Origin of the sequence: Flavobacterium limicola (genome assembly GCF_003634755.1) — a bacterium.
Taxonomy (GTDB): Bacteria; Bacteroidota; Bacteroidia; order Flavobacteriales; family Flavobacteriaceae; genus Flavobacterium; species Flavobacterium limicola.
Genome location: NZ_RBXA01000003.1, coordinates 269,175 through 287,296, shown reverse-complemented (window position 1 = coordinate 287,296; position 18,122 = coordinate 269,175). Strand labels below are relative to the sequence as shown.

The window sequence follows — 18,122 nt, the reverse complement described above, 5'->3', positions numbered from 1 at the left end:
ATCTCGTTAAAAAACGAGATAAAAAAGGATTTTCACTGTAATCCTTAACGCAAAGTCGACAACACAAAATGAAGTTCAGTTCACATTTTCAAAATAGAAACTATGGAAAAATTATTCGCTTACGGAAGTTTACAAAATGAGGATATTCAAAAAGATCTTTTTGGACGTATTCTTGACGGAACCGCTGAAACATTGATTGGTTACATCGTTAAAGAAATCCAAATTGAAGAAGAATTTGGAATAGTGCATTATCCCATTATTACCGAAACCCAAAAACCGGAAGATACTATCAATGGAATGGTGTATTCTGTTTCGCAACAAGAACTTCGCCAAACAGATCTGTACGAAGGACTCCATTACAGACGTGTTGAAGTACAGTTGCAATCCGACCAAAAAGCTTGGGCATATAGTGCCGCTATTTAAACTTTTAAATTAAAACTCCAAGGCAAAAAACCTTGAAAATGGAATAAAAAATACAACAATGAACAGAATAAATCAAAAATTACAAGAGACTAAAAAGATACTTTCCATTTATTTCTCGGCGGGATATCCTAACCTCAACGACACCGTACAAATTATTCAGGATTTAGAAAAAAATGGTGTGGACATGATTGAAATCGGATTGCCGTTTAGCGATCCATTGGCCGATGGACCAACGATTCAAGCCAGTTCCACACAAGCCTTACACAACGGAATGACGACACAAGTGTTGTTTGACCAACTAAAGGATATTCGTAAAACGGTTGCTATTCCTTTGGTAATTATGGGTTATTTTAACCCGATGTTGCAATACGGAATTGAGAATTTCTGCCAGAAATGTGCAGAGATTGGAATCGATGGATTAATTATTCCTGATCTTCCCGTTGATGTGTATGCCGATGAATACAAAGCCACTTTCGAAAAATACGGATTGAAAAATATATTCTTGATTACGCCACAAACATCCGTTGAACGCATCCACTTTATAGACAGCGTATCCGATGGATTTATCTATATGGTAAGTTCGGCGAGTGTTACGGGATCGCAAACTGGTTTTGGAAGCACTCAAGAAGACTATTTCAAACGCATTGCCGAAATGAATCTAAAAAATCCTCAGGTAATTGGTTTTGGAATTAACAACAAGGAAACTTTTAACCAATCCACACAATTTGCCAAAGGTGCGATTATAGGAAGTGCCTTCATCCAGCATTTAACCGAAAACGGAATCGGAAAAATTGAGGAATTTGTAAAAGCAGTTCGCTAAATTACTTTCATTTTATTTTTTCAAACGGCGTTTAAATAGATTTTAAACGCTGTTTTTTTTTGTTTATACTTTATAAAACTCAAATTATTTGTAAGGTTATTTTCATATATTAGCGAAAGAAAAAAGATGACTTTTGTCAGACAAAGCCACCCAAATTTGGGGCGTTAGGTCTGATGTTGCCAGACTTATATACTAGATATGTGCTACGTTAGGTAGAACGAAATAGAAAACCAAATGAAAAAAACTCTTATCTTTTTAATTTTCACGTTATTAACGTCATGTGCAAACAAAATTAATGACGCAAAAAAAAGTTCTAGCAAAAATAAAATTAAACTAAAAATTGGCCCAACGTGGTATGAAAACGAATCTGAAATAGACTTTATCTACGGTATAAAAACAGCCGAAACTGAAAAAAATTATATAACTGAATTTCATTTCAGTTTTGGTGGCAAAACTTTATGCGATACAAAAAAAATTGTCGCAAGAATTGACTTTGGAACAAATGAAAATCTAATTTTATCAGATTCTATAAATCAACTTTTACCAGCGACAAAGGAAATAATAAAAAGAGTTAGAAATAAATCTAATGTAGATTTTGAATTTATGAATCCAAATCCAGGGATTTTAGCTTTTACAATTGAAAAAGTCAATCTTAAACCAAATGGAAAGAAAAATAAAATTTATCTAAGCTTAAGCTCCGATTGTAAACAAATTCTAAAATTACCTATAAATCTGACGAAATACAACGTTGAAAATATTGAGAAATTATATGAGAATTACATAGCATCTGAATTATCGAATCATCCTAAAGATGAACTAATTCATAAAAAAGTTATATTTAGTTTTAACGAAACATTAAAAAGTGGAAATTATATAATCGATTTTGTTGACCAAAACAATATGTTAGTTCTAACTTTTGACAAAGAAACAAATGAATATTTAATACATAATACAGAAAAGAAACTACTGAAAAGAATAAAACGCAGCACATAATAAACGTTTGGCGCAATTGCGAATTTTGTGGTAAATTCACGTTTATTTTCCGCAAGAAGTTCTATCTTTAAAAGAAAAGAATCAGTTCCAAACTTCGCAACTGCGTGAAGCGGCGGGACGCTGAATTTGAAAAATAACATAAAACTCTAAAGCAGAAAATTGCGATAGAAACTTGAATCCACCAATGAAACAGCTTCTAACATTACTTTTGACAATATCAACATCATTTTTATTTTCTCAAAAAAAATATGAATTTGATTACCTAATTGAATTTAAACAAACTTATTACAAAAATTCTAAAAGTGAGAATACCATTTCAGGCTTTTACTTAACAAACTCTAAAAAAAATAACTATGTAGCGTTGGTTACAAGCCTAGATAGTACGAATTATAAGATGCATTTTAAAGATGAAAATGGATTGTCATTTAATGTCAACTTTAAAAAAAGCGACTTGGAAAAAGCCGAATTCATTAATGTCAATTGCTATTATGTGAGCAATTATAATAATCCATATAAAGTCCGCATTGAGGAATATGACTTTTTTAATTTGAATGACACCATAATTGATGAAACTGAATACAGTAGATATAAATTAACCTCTACAATACCACGAAGAGAAAAAAAGAAAAAACTCGGAACAGAATTTTATATTATTGACAACAATACTAAGTTCCACTTACCTCTTCTTTACTTTTCAACTGCTTATGAAGAATGGAAAAGTAAAAAAAACATTCCGAATGGTATTTTTAAGGAAAGACATCTTGTTGATTACTATGGAAAATTATTTATTCGAGAAAAAACCATAGGTTATCGAAAAATAAATAAAACAATAATTATTGATGAGGAATGTGATTATACTCGGAATAAATAAAAACGTTTTTTAACAACGAATATGATCAATTGCTTTGGATTGTACTTACCCCGCTCCGCAAAGTGTTCTTCTAAAAAAATAAATTTCTCGTTAATGCTGCGCAAATGTCTCTGACTTTACGCAATTTCCTTAACTAGATAGAAAAACTAAAACGCCAAAAATCTCTGACTTTCATCAACTTAAATTTAAAAAAATCAGTTACAAAGCCTATTATCAAAACGATAGAACCAAACGTATGACAACAGAAAGACACATAAAACTCGGACGACAAACAGCATTAATTTCATTTGTGCTTGGGACAATTATTTTCGGACTTTACTTTTTGACATCTTCTTTTGATTTACTACGGCTTGGTGTAGGTTTTATTTCTTTGACAGCATTAATAAATATCGGAATATTAATCCTCATTTTAGTCAAAGCTTACAAGGATAAAGAAAATAGAAAAAAATTACTCAAGACTTGCGGAGTTATGTTGGTAAATATTCCTGTAATGCTGTTGTATTGTTGGGTTACTGTTATTCTGCTCAACACAATGAGAATTACTTTTATAAACTCGACTCAGACAACTTTAACAAACATAAACATAAGTGGTTGTGGAGGCGGACATATTGACAAATTAGAAAGTGGAGAAAGTGAAACAGTTTGGGTTGAAATAACTGGTGACTGTTCCATAAACATTGATTACTTATCAAAAGGTCAACGAAAAGAAGAAGGCGTTACTGGCTATGTAACGAGTACTATGGGGAAGAAAATGAAACACAATATTGGCGGAAAAAATGTAGAACAATTTTGATAGCGAGGCAACAAATACCAAGCTCCAGAAAGTATTTTTCTAAAAAAAATAAGTTTCTTATAAATGCTGCGCGAATGTCTCTGAATTTGAGGAGCAATGACAATAAACACTTCCATTTTACAACATATTCTTCTACATTATATAATACAGGTTGTCCAAAATTCAAAGTTTGTTTTGTACTTTTAAAGCGCACGCATTAACTGAAAACTCAAATTACAATAATGAATTATCACTTTAGAACAGCGGAACTATCTGAAATAGATTCGATATGGGAAATTTTACAACAAGCCATACAACGCAGAAAAAAAGATGGCAGTACCCAATGGCAAGACGGTTATCCAAATCCTGAAGTCATACAAAAAGACATTGAAAAAGGAGAAGGATTTGTTTTGGCAGACGGAGAAACTATCATCGGTTACAGTGCGGTATTAATCAATGATGAACCTGCTTATGCTACAATTGAAGGAAACTGGTTAACGAACGATGATTTTGTTGTCATGCACCGCGTAGCCATTTCTGAAAAATATTTGGGCAAAGGACTGGCAAAACTGATGCTAAAAAACATAGAAGATTTTGCGTTAAGCAACAACATTTTCAGTGTAAAAGCAGACACTAATTTTGACAATCCCGCTATGATGAAAATTTTTGAAACCTTAGGCTATATTTATTGTGGCGAAGTTTTTTTTAGAGGAAGCCCAAGAAAAGCATACGAGAAAGTATTACACAAACAAGACTGATTGAAATTAAAAAACCGCAAATTCGCAAATAAAAACAGCTGACAACTGTTTCTATAATTTGCCAATTTGCGGTGAGTTTTTTTTAACAATCTTAAACTACAGCTTCTTCTTCAGGAGCAGTTTCAAATTCCATGTGATCCTCGATTTCTACAGCTACTTCCGGTTTTGATGCTTTGAGCGCATTAAATCTTTCTAATTGTTCCAATTCACCTTCTTCCCCACTGAAATAAGGAAAAACATCCATGATAGGTGATTCTGAAATTGCAGGAACGGTGTAGTCGCCCATAGTACCTTTCATCACGCTAATGGTATTATCGTAAGCCTCTTTTACGTCATTAGCTTGTACTAATAAATACATATTAGTTTTGCGTTCTTTACCGCTTTCTTCGTCATAGGCCAATAAAGATACTTTAGATCTGAACCAACGATCCGCATTTTCAAAAGGATGGATTTCAGCATAATTAGCCACTTTTATATTCGTGATTTTAAATTCTTCACTGATATACGCTGACATTTCTTCATTGATTCTACTTTCAGCTTCCGTGTAAGATAACGCGTCTACCAGGTACGGTTCCGTTGTAATCTTCTGTCCGCCAGTTTCGTCTGTTTTTCTATATTTTACTTTGCATTCGTACCAAGTTGTGCTCATTTCTTTTTTTTTAAGGATGTCAAAGATAGATTTAAAAGAAAAAAAACAACAGCATTACTAAAATAGATATTCACAATTTTAGGCAGCAGATGGAATAGATTTTTATTTCAATTAAAAGAATTAATTCCTCAAATAAAAAACAGCCTTTACAATAAGCAAAGGCTGTTTTTAAAAAATATTTCAATACTGAGTATTAGTCAATAAGTGTAACCAAATCCTCTTTGCTTTTTCTGACTTTAGCTAAGCTTGCTAACCAGTCATTTTCAGTATCTCTGTAGCCTAAAGGAAGGATTACACAACTTCTAAGACCTTTAGCTCTTAGGTTCAAAATTTCGTCTAAAGCATCTGGCTCAAAACCTTCAATTGGTGTGCTGTCTACACCTTCGAAAGCGGCAGCTACTATAGCCATTGAAAAAGCAATATAAGCCTGTCTTGCTGCGTGCTGAAAATTAACTTCGGCATCTTTTTGTGGATACGTATTCAACAACATCTGACGGTAATTTTCAAAACCTTCATTTTTAAAACCTCTGATATCATTGGTATGATCAAATACTTTATTGATACGATCCGCTGTATACGTATCCCAAGCGGCAAATACTAATAAATGGGAACAATCTGTAATCACGGATTGATTCCAACCGATTGCTCTGATTTTTTCTTTAATTTCTTGATTGGTGACCACCATTATTTCAAAAGGTTGCAATCCACTTGATGTAGGTGCAAGAATTGCTGCTTCTAGAATAATATCAATTTTTTCTTGAGCTACTTTTTCTCCGTTCATCGCTTTGGCAGCATAGCGCCATTTCAATTTATCTAATAATTCCATTTTACTCTATTTATTTATTATTGTTTTTTTTTTAATGTTAAAAAATTTTACACTTTTATACTATCCCATGTAGCTTGAAAACTTTCTTCCAATGTTTTTTCATCCAAAGGACACAGTCCCCTATTTTTCATGTTCATCAAAAAAGCCATAGGATATATCGAATAAGCATACATCAGATAAGGTGAAATATCCTTCAGAATACCCTCTTCTTTTCCTTTCATCCATAAATCAAAAAGCGGTGTCAGGAATTGCAGTCCATCTTGCCTTGTTTTTTCTTCTATTATAGGTGTATTATCACATTGCGATAAAAAAGAAGCTTCTTCTTGATGGGTCAATTTATAATTCGCCATATTGAACCAAATTTTTTTAAATCTTATCTCCACCGATTCCTGAAGATCATAATCTGAAAAAGCCGCTTCAGCGAAAGATGATTTTACCGTGAGATACAATTGACTGACTAAATCTTGTTTACTTTGAAAAAACAAATATATCGTGGCGGGAGAAACAGCTGCAATTTTAGCAATTTTAGCCATTGAAGCCCCTTGAATCCCTCCATTGTTCACTAAAGTCAAAGTAGCTTTCAAGAGAGCAATCCGTTTATCAATACTTTTTTGAAGTTGCGCCATGTTTGCTATTATTTTTATTTTTCCAATAAATAAGTACTCATTCAAAAAATGCTCAAAATACATTTGTACTAAAATCACATTGAAAAGGCAAAGATACCATAAAAAAGAATGAACGTTCATAAATTATAATTAATTATGATTTGTTTAATATTTAAAGAGTTATGCAGTATTTGAAAAATATTTATACATATTACTTTTAGTTTTAGACAAAGAAAATGTAAAGGTTAGTAAGCATTTAAACAAAGCTCTGTCTAGATTTAAATTATCCTTTTAAATAAAAAAACATCATATTAATTTCCAAAAATTAGAATAAAGAAAATCTAAATTTTGTTAAAAAAAAGTTAAATAAAAACTAAACACTTGTTTAAATTAAACGCTTGTTTAGTTTTGTTTTCCAAAATTAAATTCCATTGAAAAGTAATTTTAACGACAAACAAATACAAATTCTAGAAGTTGCAGAAATTCTTTTTGCAGAAAAAGGATTTGATGGAACTTCGATTCGAAACATCGCAAAATTGGCTAAGATTAATATTGCCATGGTTTCGTACTACTTTGGTTCGAAAGAGCGGTTACTAGAATCGCTTATTGTTTACAGAACTTCAGATCTCAAAAATCAATTGGAAAATATAGTTCAGGAAGAACTGGAACCAATTGACAAAATCAATAAACTAATTGAACTGTACATCAACAGAATCAATAGTAATAGAGGAATTTACAGAATCTTACACTTCGAATTTACTTCTAAAAAGAGAGAACAAAATCTTCAGGCGTTCTCTGAATTAAAAAAAGGAAATTTAAAATCCCTTGAAAGTATAATTGAAGAAGGCCAGAAAAAAGGTATTTTTAGAAAAGACGTTATTATTCCACTTATCACACCCACTATTCTAGGGACTTTCTTTCATTTTCACATGAATAAACCTTTCTTCGAAAATTTACTAAACCTAAAAACCGAAGATTTGTATAATAATTACATCAAAACAAATTTGACAAAGCACATTCAACAAACTATAAAAGCACTTCTGATATATGAAAGTTAGTCAATTCATGCTCTTTGGGATTTTCTTTATTGGAATTTCATCAGTAGAAGCACAAGAAAAAACAAGTTTAACATTGAACGAAGCCATTAATTTGGCTTGGACCAAAAGCAATGAAGTTACACTGGCCAACACGAAAGTAAAAACCAAAAAGTACGAATTGCAATCCACAAAAAACAACCAATACCCTGATTTGAAACTTTCAGGTCAGTACCAAAGATTGGCAAATGCATCAGTAGATTTCAAATTAAACCAAAATAATAGCAATGCCCAAACGCTGCCCATTGTCAATCAATTAATGGTTGGTCAATTGAATGCCAGCGTCCCTGTTTTCTCTGGATTCAAAATTCAAAATAGTATTAAAGCGCAGCAAAATTTATATCAGGCTGAAATGGCTACCGCTTCGCAAACCAAAGAAGAAATAGCGCTGCGCGTGATTGAATATTATGCAAGTTTATACAAAGCGCAAAAAACAATTGAACTGCTGAAAGAAAATCAAAAGAGCGCTAAGCAGCGTGTAAAGGATTTTGTAGAACTCGAAAAAAATGGGATTATACCTAGAAATGATTTACTGAAATCTAAACTGCAAGCTTCAAAAATACAATTATCATTAGACGAAACTAATAATAATTTAAAAATAATCAACTTTTATTTGGTTACACTTTTAAAATTAAGTCCAGATACTAAACTGGAAATTCGGGAAGATGATTTTGCTGATTTCCAAATGACAAATATTCCAACTAATGAATTACCGGCTTTAAAAAATCGGAAGGACTTAGAAGCGATTCGGTTTCAGGGAAAAGCAAGTGAGGCATCAATTAAAATTGCAAAAGGATCCTATTATCCTGCTATAGCCATCGTTGGTGGATATACAACTTTAGACTTAAGTAATGTGATTACAGTTCAAAATGCGATGAATATCGGAGTTGGAATTTCTTATGATTTGAGTGCTATTCTAAAAAACGGAACTTTGGTCAGACTGGCTGAAAATAAGTTTTTAGAGGTACAAAATTCTGAAGCAATATTAACAGATTACATTAAAATCCAAGTTCATAAAGCCATTGAAGATTATGACTTAGCTTTGAAACAAAATACGGTATATGAGGAAGCACAAGAACAGGCGAGTGAAAATTTCCGAATTGTAAAAGACAAATATGACAACGGACTCTCTGACACAAATGACCTGCTTGAAGCTGATGTAGAACAGCTGAATTCAAAAATCAATAAAGCTTTAGCAAAAGCCAATACAATCCAAAAATATTACGAGTTACTCTCTGTAACAGGCCAATTATCCCAAACCTTCACTATTTCAAAAAACTAATCATACCTACCATGGAAAAGAAAAAAACAAACACAAAATTTATTATTATCCTAGTGGCTTTGGTAGTTTTAGGTGGTTCTTACGGGACTTATAAATACATCCATTCTCAATCTCACGAGGAAACGGATGATGCCCAAATTGAAAAAAACATGAATCCAATTATTCCAAGAGTTTCGGGATATGTAGATAAAGTGTATATCAAAGACAATGATTTTGTAAAAAAAGGCGATACCCTTTTTACTATAGATAAAAGAGATTATCAGTTAAAAATTGAAGAAGCCAATGCTGCAATGGTTGGTGCTGAAGGCAATTTTGAGGTTTCCAAAGCTGATATTGGAAGTGCTTTAGCCAGTATTTCTGTTTCTGATGCTAATGTGCAATCAGCGGGTGGAAATATCGAATCGGCAAAAATTAGATTGGATCGCATAACAAGTGATTACAAAAGATATGACAATTTGTACAAAAGCCATTCTATTACAAAACAACAATACGAGCAAGCTTTAGCAGCAAAACTGGAAGCAGAAAGCCAAGTACGCGTATTGCAACAACAACAGAGAGCCAGTGCTTTTCAAAAATCAGTTATTGTAGCAAAATCAAAAGTTTCAGACAAACAAACCGAAGTTGCTGCAGCCAATATAAGAAGAGCACAGGCATTACTTGATGCGGCAAAATTAAATTTAACCTATACCGTCGTAACCGCTGCAATTGACGGTCAGGTATCAAAAATTGATATTCAGCCGGGACAATTGGTGCAACCGGGACAATCGTTATTTTACATTATCAATAACAAAGAAGCTTGGGTAATTGCTAATTTCAAAGAAACTCAGTTAAACAAAATGGTTATTGGGCAAAAAGTGACTATCAAAGTAGATGCTTATCCGGGTTATGATTTCGAAGGTTCTGTTACATCATTTTCTCCTGCAACAGGATCACGATTCTCATTGTTACCACCAGATAATGCAACTGGAAACTTTGTAAAAACGATTCAGCGATTGCCTGTCAAAATAAGTTTAAACGCGACAAATGATCCTGAAAAAATAAAATTACTTCGCCCGGGAATGAATGTTGATGTAGATGTACATTTAAAATAAATCTATTTTTTGGTAGCTTCTAAAATATCAAAAACGACAACACTTTTTAAGAAAATGATAGTTTACAATTTAGTATAAATGGTACAAACGGGAGAAGACGATTTAGTAGAATATGGCTATAGACGAGTTCTTATAACGATTACGGCAATACTTTGTACCCTGCTCGAAATCGTTGATACCACAATTGTTAATGTAGCACTGACGAACATGAGAGGAAGTCTGGGTGCTACGCTAAATGATGTGGCATGGGTAATTACCGCTTATGCTATTGCAAATGTTATTGTAATTCCAATGACAAGTTGGCTTTCTCAACAATTTGGAAGACGTAATTATTTTGTTACTTCCATTATTATTTTTACGATAGCCTCTTTTTTATGTGGAAATGCAGATAATATCTGGGAACTTGTCACTTTTAGATTTATTCAAGGATTGGGCGGTGGTGCACTATTAGTGACAGCACAAACCATTATAACCGAGAGTTATCCTGTTGCAAAACGGGGTATGGCCCAGGCAATATACGGAATGGGTGTCATTGTTGGACCTACTTTGGGTCCGCCATTAGGAGGCTATCTTGTTGATAATTTTTCCTGGCCTTATATTTTTTATATCAATATTCCACTTGGAATTATTGCCACCGTACTAGCATTGACCTTTGTAAAAAGCCCTAAATATGGCGAAAAGTTAAAATCCAATCAAGTCGATTGGTTGGGGATTTTTCTATTAACGGCATTTATTGGTTCTTTGCAATATGTTTTAGAACACGGTCAGCAAGACGATTGGTTCAATAATAAAACAATTATACTTTTAAGTACTATTACCGTTTTTGGTTTAGTATTGTTTATCTGGAGAGAGTTAACCTATAAATACCCTATCGTTAACTTAGGTGTTTTAAAAGATGGAAATCTAAGAATTGGAACAGTAATGTGTTTCATTTTAGGATTTGGACTCTATGGTTCCACTTTAATCATTCCAATATACACACAAACAATTTTAGGGTGGACTGCCACAGATGCGGGGTTGTTACTTATTCCAGGTTCAATAACCACAGCTTTTATGATGCCAATTGTTGGAAAATTACTTCAAAGAGGTGTTCCCCAAAGTTATATGGTAGGTCTTGGGTTTTTGATTTTCTTTTTCTTTACTTATATCATGCACAATAGTATGACACCAAGTACTGGTGTTGAGCATCTATATTGGGGATTGATTTTAAGAGGAATTGGATTAGGACTCCTTTTTGTACCGATAACTACATTGTCCCTTTCTACTTTAAAAGGAAAAGATATTGGTGAAGGTGCAGCCTTTACAGGAATGATGCGACAATTAGGTGGCTCTTTTGGTATTGCCATTATCACAACCTTTATCACCCGATTTAGTCAGGAACACAGGCTAAATTTAGTTTCACATTTAGATACAACCAAAATAGAGGTACAAGAGCGGGTTTTGATGCTGCAAAAAGGGTTTATGTCAAAAGGATTTACAGCAAATGAATCGTTGAAAAAAGCCTATCAGGTCATTGACTATTCCGTGATGAAACAAAGTGCTGTTTTATCGTATATGGATATTTTTATGTATCTCGGAATTATGTTTTTGTGTTGCATTCCAATCATATTTTTAATCAAAAAAGGAAAAAACAAAATCAATCCTGCCGATGCCATGCATTAGTAAAAAATCACGTGATGGTGTCCATTAACTATCGCGTAAAAACCAAATGATTTCCTTCTGATAAATTGGCATCAAACTGATAGCCGTCGTAATTAAATCTTTTTAAATCGTCTATCGTTTGAGCATTGGTGTCAATGATGTAACGCACCATCATTCCTCTGGCCTTTTTAGCAAAAAAACTGATTATTTTTAGTTTTCCGTTTTTGTAATCTTTGAATTCCGGAGTTATTACAGGAACTTTCAACCCCTTGGCATCTATTGCCGAAAAATATTCGGTACTCGCTAAATTGACAAATAACTCGCCATCTTTGAGTTCGCTATTTAATGCTTTAGTAATTGTAGGTTTCCAAAATTCATATAAGTTTTTGCTAACGCCAATGGGTAATTTGGTTCCCATTTCCAATCGGTATGCTTGAATCAAATCTAACGGTTTCAACAATCCGTACAAACCGGAAAGAATTCTCAAACGATCTTGTAAAGCTTCTATTTTTTTTTCAGGAATCGAATAGGCATCTAATCCAATGTAAACATCACCATCAAAAGTATATACTGCTGGACGTGCATTTGAAGTCGTAAAAGGAGTTTTCCAATCTTGATTTCGCTTCCAGTTTAAATCAGCCAGTTTATCCGAAATGCTCATTAAATCCGATAAATCAGCAGGCTTTTTCTCTTTTAAAACTTTATGAACTTGTCGCGATTCTTTTAAAAACAAAGTTTCGGTGTGCAATTGAGTGGGTAACTGTTTCTCAAAATTTAAAGACTTGGCTGGCGATATTACAATTTTCATACACAATACTCTTTCGAGTTCTTTTTATTAATTTTTTCAAAAGTACTAATTGATATTAAGAAATCAAGAATCTTTAAATCGATTTGTTTAATAGTACGATAGATAATCAAAATTGTGCGTCAATTTAATTATTTTTGAGTTGTAAAACACCAACGAAATAATTATGAACACGATTGAAATTAGAAAAGCAACGGTATCAGATTTGGAAACGATTCAAAAGATAAGTATCCAAACTTTCATTGAAACTTTTGCAGCTGTAAATACTCCTGAAAATATTACCGATTACATCAAAGACAGTTTAAATGCCGAACAGTTAACGGATGAATTAAACAATGCCAATTCTCAGTTTTATCTAGCGTATTCAGATACAGAAGTCGTTGGATATTTAAAAATAAACTTTGGTGATGCCCAAACGGAAACTATCAACGAAAATGCTTTAGAAGTGCAACGGATTTATGTTTTACAAAATTTTCACGGAAAAAACATCGGACAGCTTTTGCTTGACGAAGTAAGTAAAATTGCAAAAAGTACTGGCGTTGATTCTATTTGGCTTGGTGTCTGGGAAGAAAATCACAGAGCACTTCGATTTTATACGAAAAATGGATTTGTTGTGTTTGACAAACACGTTTTTATGATGGGTAATGACGAGCAAACTGATTTATTGATGCGATTTCAAATATCTAAATAAAATTAAATTATCACTTGTTTAGGCACTTCTAAAACGGCAATTGACTTATTTTTGTACCAAATTTTATCAAAAACTATGAAACAGGATGTAATTATTGTGGGAGCAGGACTGGCGGGATTATCAGCGGCTGTTCATTTGCACCGTCAAGGGCGAAAAGTACTCCTTCTGGAAGCTAGTGATCGTGCGGGCGGAAGAATTAAAACCGATTCTCATGAAGGCTTTCTTTTAGACAGAGGTTTTCAAGTGCTGTTGACAGCATATCCTGAAACGCAAGCATTACTCAATTATACTGATTTAAAACTAAAGAAAATGTTACCCGGAGCAACCGTTCTTTATGACGGAGGCAGTTTTGAAATCGCAGATCCATTCCGAAGACCATCGGCAGCCTTTGCTACTCTTTTTGCTCCCGTTGGTACATTAAAAGATAAAATTAATACGCTCTGGTTAAAGAATAGACTACAAAAACTAACCATTGACGAAATTTTCGAACAACCGGAACAAACGACCAGCAAACAGTTGGCTGAGTACGGTTTTAGTACAAAAATGATTCAACGTTTTTATGCGCCTTTCCTTTCGGGAATCTTTTTGGAGAATGAATTGAAAACTTCGCGTAGAATGTTCGATTTTGTGATGAAAATGTTTTCGGATGGAGATGTGGCAGTTCCTGAATTTGGTATGGAAGAAATACCCAAACAGTTAGTTGCCATGCTTCCCGAAGGCAGTATTCAATGCAATACAAAAGTCACTGCTATTGAAGGCAAAACCGTAATTACTGAAGATGGAACCGTTATGGCGGCCAACCAAATCCTTTTGGCTACGACCGCAAACAACCTTACCCAAAAATTCTTTCCGAAGCAAAAAATGACTTCGCATCAGGTAACAAATATTTATTTTGAAGCCAATGAAGCACCAACTGAAAAAGCAGTAGTGATTTTAAATGCTTCAACTAAGAAAAAATGGGTGAATAATTTGACCGTGATGTCTAATGTTTCCAAAGCGTATGCACCAAAAGGAAAAGTGCTTATATCCGTTTCTTTCAATGGAATCCCAACTGTTGATGACGCAACTTTGGCTGAAAACATGAAAGAAGAATTGAAACAATGGTATGGCGAAAAAGTAAATTCATGGAAAATGCTGAAAGCCTATCGCATTGAATATGCTTTGCCAACGCAGGAAAGTGTTCGAAATACGATTGATGCTTCCGAAATAAAGATCTCAGATACACTATTTATTTGTGGAGACAACTTACTGAACGGTTCTATCAATGCCGCTCTAAAAACGGGACGATTGGCTGCTGAAGCGATGAAAATATAGTTTGCTATTTTAGAAAAAAAGTCTGTTTGACAATAGCATTCAACTAATTTGCCACGAATTACACCAATCACCACGAAATAATTTTCGAGGATTTGTTTAATTTATGGCATTTTTTTTTACTTTAATTTGGAATTAAATGGCTAGTTAATCACCACTTTATAGGTAGGATCTTCGAGAATATTTACGTCAATTACGGTGTCGGCATTTTTTAATAAGGTTCTGCAATCTGTGCTTAAATGTCGCAAATGAACCGTTTTATTGACTTTCACATAACGCTCCGTAATTTTATTCACAGCATCAATCGCACTCATATCGGTAATTTTACTTTCTTTAAAATCAATAATGACCTCATTCGGATCATTAAAAACATCAAATTTCTCTGAGAAAGCCGTAGTGGAAGCAAAAAATAAAGGTCCGTAGATTTCATAATGCTTCACCCCTTTTTCATCAATATATTTCTTCGCACGAATTCTTTTGGCACTTTCCCAAGCGAAAACTAAAGCAGAAATAATTACTCCTATTAAAACGGCTAAAGCCAAATTATGCAATACAATAGTGATTAATGCAACCAAAACTCCAACAAAAATATCATGTTTCGGCATTTTATTAATAATTTTAAAACTTGCCCATTCAAAAGTTCCGATTGCCACCATAATCATAACACCAACTAAAGCTGCCATAGGCAATTGTTCAATTATTGGGGCACCAAATAAAATAATAATAAGTATAGTCAGCGCAGCAACAATTCCGGACAATCGAGCTCTGGAACCCGCAGAAAGATTCACTAAAGTTTGCGCAATCATAGGGCAACCACCCATCCCGAAGAAAAAGCCATTCAAAATATTCGAACCTCCTTGCGCAATACATTCGCGATTTCCATTTCCTTTTGTTTCGGTGATTTCATCAACTAAATTCAAAGTCAATAAACCTTCCGTGAGTCCCACCGAGGCCATGATTAAAGCATAAGGAAATATAATTTGTAAAGTTTCCAGATTTATCGGAATATTCGGAATATGAAATGGAGGAAAACCACCGCTTACTGAAGCGATATCGCGAACGGTTTTAGTTTCGATTCCAAAGAAAAATACCAATGCAAAAACCACAATAATTGCCACTAATGATGCCGGAATTGCTTTAGTTACTTTAGGAAGCAACACTATAATTCCAATAGTCAGTGCTACTAATCCCACCATAATGAACAATGGAGTTCCCGATAGCCATGTACTTTGCCCGTTTACTACTGCTTTAAATTGATCCAACTGCGACATGAAAATAATAACCGCTAAACCATTCACAAAACCAAACATAACAGGTTGCGGCACCAATCGGATGAATTTCCCAAGTTTAAAAATACCTACTAAAATTTGTAAAATCCCAGCCAAAGCAACGGCAGCAAGAACATATTCTAATCCGTTTGAGTTCATTAAAGCGATTAAAACAATAACAGTTGCTCCTGCTCCACCGGAAATCATTCCAGGTCTTCCACCGAAAACTGCCGTTATTAAACCGGCGATAAATGCAGCGTATAAACCCATCAGCGGAGGAAAACCCGCTACTATAGCAAAAGATAGGGATTCTGGAATCATGGTCATAGCAACCGTTAATCCCGCTAAGATTTCTATTCTGTAATTGACTTTTTGTGAGAAATCAAATAAATTAAATGCTTTTTTCATAAAATAATTATAATAACAAACTTCAGGTACAATTTTATATTTCAAAATTGCATCGAAAAAAAATTCGATAAACTTTTTTGGGGAAAATCCCTCGATTTAAAGACTCTAAATCAGGTCGGAGTGCCTTCAGAGATTAATACGATAACGTTTTTCATTAGAGCTGCAAAAGTAAAAATTTTAACTTGTTTCCCCAAACAGAAAGTGAAATTGTGTAAATTTGGCAAAAATTATCGTTTTTTTTCATAAAAAAAGCATTTAAATGCGATATCATTCTATTCAAATTTAAAAAAGCTTTGAATCAATATTTTTAAAATGGAATACCGTTTTATGAAAATAACAAGCAAAACACTATCTACACAATTAAAAAAACCTATGAAATTACTACATACTTTATTCTTCGCTCTTCTTTTCAATGTCAGTTACGCACAATCGACAAATGACTATTTTGAAAGGATTAGAAATAATGAAGCTGAATTAACTGCTTTCTTTTCACAAATGCCAAAAGGCGGCGATTTACACCACCACTTTTCCGGTTCAATTTACGCGGAACCATTATTACAACGTGCCATTGCGGAAGATTTTTATCTCAATATTGAAACGATGGATGTTTTAAAAGAAAAACCATCAACCGGAAACTGGGAATTATTTTCGACCTTGAAAAACAACGGATCATTAGACGTTTACAAACAAAAAATAATGCAAAAATGGTCCGTAAAAGACTATAATCATGTGGATTACCCATCGGATAAATTGTTTTTTGAATCGTTTATGAAGTTTGAACCAGCCATCAAGGGAAATTTTGGACAAGGTTTATTGGAACTAAAAAACAGAGCCATTTCAGAAAATGTCAGTTACATCGAAACACAATTATCTACGATTCCAACTATAATGAACACGGATGATTTGACGAAATTTAATTCCAGATTGCGAAAATTAGCTTTGGCAAAAGATGAAAAGGCAATTTTAAAAACATTGGATTCCGTGTACAATTCCTTATTGAAAAAAAATGCTGAATCTTATGCCAAAACATTCAATACTAGTTTTGTAGCAAAAATGCACAACGATTTAAAAATTGATGATAAGCAATTTACGATGCGCTATCAAAATTTTGTTTTGCGTTTCATGGAACCTGTTGATTTATTCAAAAATCTGGTAATTGCATTCATTTCGGCAGATCAAAGTCCTTTAATGGCAGGAGTTAACATTGTTTCTCCTGAAGATGGCGAAACTTCGATGAAAGATTATTGGTTGCACATGGTGATGTTTAAATATTGTCATTCTCGTTATCCAAATGTAAAATATACGATGCATGCCGGCGAGCTGACGCTGGGTTTAGTGCAACCTGAAGATTTGACTTGGCATATTGGCGCAGCCGTTTATACTGCAGGAGCTCATCGTATCGGTCACGGAGTTGATATGGCGTACGAGAAAGATTCGTATGATTTATTGCGTTATATGGCCAAGAAAACCATTCCTATAGAGATTAACTTAGTGAGTAACGAGTTTATTTTGAAAGTAAAGGAAAGCCGTCATCCGCTTACTTTGTATAAACAATTTGGTGTTCCTATCGTAATCAGTACTGATGATGCGGGGATATTACGAACGAATATGACCGAACAATATGTTTTGTTAGCCAAGAGATACAAAGACGTTTCCTATACCGATATCAAGCAATATGTGTACAATAGCATCAATTATAGTTTTATAAAAGAAGCTTCCGTTAAAAAGCAATTAATAAAAGATTTAGATTCCAGATTCAAAACTTTCGAAGCGAATTTTCCTTTAAAATAAATAGTTAACTTCAATCAAGATTT

General features: G+C 33.6%; 18 protein-coding genes. 13 read left to right on the top strand and 5 right to left on the bottom strand.

The features are described from left to right. The first annotated feature begins 102 nt into the window (after window positions 1-102). From BC952_RS11300 to BC952_RS11275, 6 genes are all read left to right on the top strand, one after another. Window positions 103-423, top strand: a complete 321-nt coding sequence (locus BC952_RS11300; RefSeq protein ID WP_121365753.1) for a gamma-glutamylcyclotransferase family protein — start codon at window positions 103-105, stop codon at window positions 421-423. A 58-nt stretch (window positions 424-481) separates the two neighbouring features. Then, entirely contained in the window at window positions 482-1,243 is a 762-nt protein-coding gene (gene trpA / locus BC952_RS11295; RefSeq protein WP_121365752.1) for a tryptophan synthase subunit alpha, read from the top strand. Between the two features lie 234 nt (window positions 1,244-1,477). Beyond that, window positions 1,478-2,236 (top strand): hypothetical protein, encoded by a 759-nt coding sequence (locus BC952_RS11290; protein WP_121365751.1) that lies wholly within the window; start codon window positions 1,478-1,480, stop codon window positions 2,234-2,236. 172 nt (window positions 2,237-2,408) lie between these two features. Continuing rightward, entirely contained in the window at window positions 2,409-3,107 is a 699-nt protein-coding gene (locus BC952_RS11285; protein WP_147405277.1) for a hypothetical protein, read from the top strand. Window positions 3,108-3,342: 235 nt separating this feature from the next. Then, window positions 3,343-3,900, top strand: coding sequence for a hypothetical protein (locus tag BC952_RS11280; protein WP_121365749.1), 558 nt, complete (start codon window positions 3,343-3,345; stop codon window positions 3,898-3,900). A gap of 221 nt (window positions 3,901-4,121) precedes the next feature. Beyond that, window positions 4,122-4,637 (top strand): GNAT family N-acetyltransferase, encoded by a 516-nt coding sequence (locus tag BC952_RS11275; RefSeq protein ID WP_121365748.1) that lies wholly within the window; start codon window positions 4,122-4,124, stop codon window positions 4,635-4,637. Between the two features lie 91 nt (window positions 4,638-4,728). On the opposite strand, the gene BC952_RS11270 is transcribed toward BC952_RS11275, so the two are convergent. From BC952_RS11270 to BC952_RS11260, 3 genes are all read right to left on the bottom strand, one after another. Continuing rightward, window positions 4,729-5,286: a DUF4494 domain-containing protein gene (locus BC952_RS11270; protein WP_121365747.1), complete on the bottom strand. Its 558-nt coding sequence runs from the start codon at window positions 5,284-5,286 to the stop codon at window positions 4,729-4,731. Window positions 5,287-5,479: 193 nt separating this feature from the next. Continuing rightward, the gene (locus BC952_RS11265; RefSeq protein WP_121365746.1) at window positions 5,480-6,112 is read right to left on the bottom strand and encodes a nitroreductase family protein; all 633 of its coding nucleotides are present in this window, start codon (window positions 6,110-6,112) and stop codon (window positions 5,480-5,482) included. A gap of 47 nt (window positions 6,113-6,159) precedes the next feature. Then, on the bottom strand, window positions 6,160-6,858 hold the full coding sequence (locus tag BC952_RS11260; protein WP_341866848.1) for a TetR/AcrR family transcriptional regulator: 699 nt from the start codon (window positions 6,856-6,858) through the stop codon (window positions 6,160-6,162). Between the two features lie 290 nt (window positions 6,859-7,148). On the opposite strand from BC952_RS11260, the gene BC952_RS11255 reads away from it, so the two are divergent. The 4 genes from BC952_RS11255 (at window position 7,149) to BC952_RS11240 (ending at window position 11,846) form a co-directional block, all read left to right on the top strand. Next, complete coding sequence (locus tag BC952_RS11255) at window positions 7,149-7,775, top strand: TetR/AcrR family transcriptional regulator (protein WP_425269360.1); 627 nt, start codon at window positions 7,149-7,151, stop codon at window positions 7,773-7,775. Further along, entirely contained in the window at window positions 7,765-9,093 is a 1,329-nt protein-coding gene (locus tag BC952_RS11250) for a TolC family protein (protein ID WP_121365744.1), read from the top strand. The genes BC952_RS11255 and BC952_RS11250 overlap by 11 nt, the downstream gene beginning before the upstream one ends. Window positions 9,094-9,104: 11 nt before the next feature. After that, a complete protein-coding gene (locus BC952_RS11245) occupies window positions 9,105-10,184 on the top strand; it encodes an HlyD family secretion protein (RefSeq protein WP_121365743.1) in 1,080 nt (359 codons plus the stop codon). Between the two features lie 78 nt (window positions 10,185-10,262). Further along, a complete protein-coding gene (locus BC952_RS11240) occupies window positions 10,263-11,846 on the top strand; it encodes a DHA2 family efflux MFS transporter permease subunit (protein ID WP_121365742.1) in 1,584 nt (527 codons plus the stop codon). Between the two features lie 28 nt (window positions 11,847-11,874). On the opposite strand, the gene yaaA is transcribed toward BC952_RS11240, so the two are convergent. After that, window positions 11,875-12,633 (bottom strand): peroxide stress protein YaaA, encoded by a 759-nt coding sequence (yaaA, locus tag BC952_RS11235; RefSeq protein ID WP_121365741.1) that lies wholly within the window; start codon window positions 12,631-12,633, stop codon window positions 11,875-11,877. 163 nt (window positions 12,634-12,796) lie between these two features. Between yaaA and BC952_RS11230 the strand changes: the two genes are divergently transcribed. Beyond that, window positions 12,797-13,321 carry a GNAT family N-acetyltransferase gene (locus tag BC952_RS11230; RefSeq protein ID WP_121365740.1) on the top strand — a complete coding sequence of 175 codons (525 nt, stop codon included), beginning with the start codon at window positions 12,797-12,799 and terminating at the stop codon, window positions 13,319-13,321. Between the two features lie 51 nt (window positions 13,322-13,372). Beyond that, window positions 13,373-14,635, top strand: coding sequence for a protoporphyrinogen/coproporphyrinogen oxidase (locus BC952_RS11225; RefSeq protein WP_279629647.1), 1,263 nt, complete (start codon window positions 13,373-13,375; stop codon window positions 14,633-14,635). Window positions 14,636-14,775: 140 nt separating this feature from the next. Here BC952_RS11225 and BC952_RS11220 read toward each other — a convergent pair whose 3' ends face one another. Further along, window positions 14,776-16,308: a SulP family inorganic anion transporter gene (locus tag BC952_RS11220; protein ID WP_121365738.1), complete on the bottom strand. Its 1,533-nt coding sequence runs from the start codon at window positions 16,306-16,308 to the stop codon at window positions 14,776-14,778. 327 nt (window positions 16,309-16,635) lie between these two features. On the opposite strand from BC952_RS11220, the gene BC952_RS11215 reads away from it, so the two are divergent. Next, window positions 16,636-18,099, top strand: coding sequence for an amidohydrolase family protein (locus tag BC952_RS11215; protein WP_244200138.1), 1,464 nt, complete (start codon window positions 16,636-16,638; stop codon window positions 18,097-18,099). Window positions 18,100-18,122: the final 23 nt, after the last annotated feature.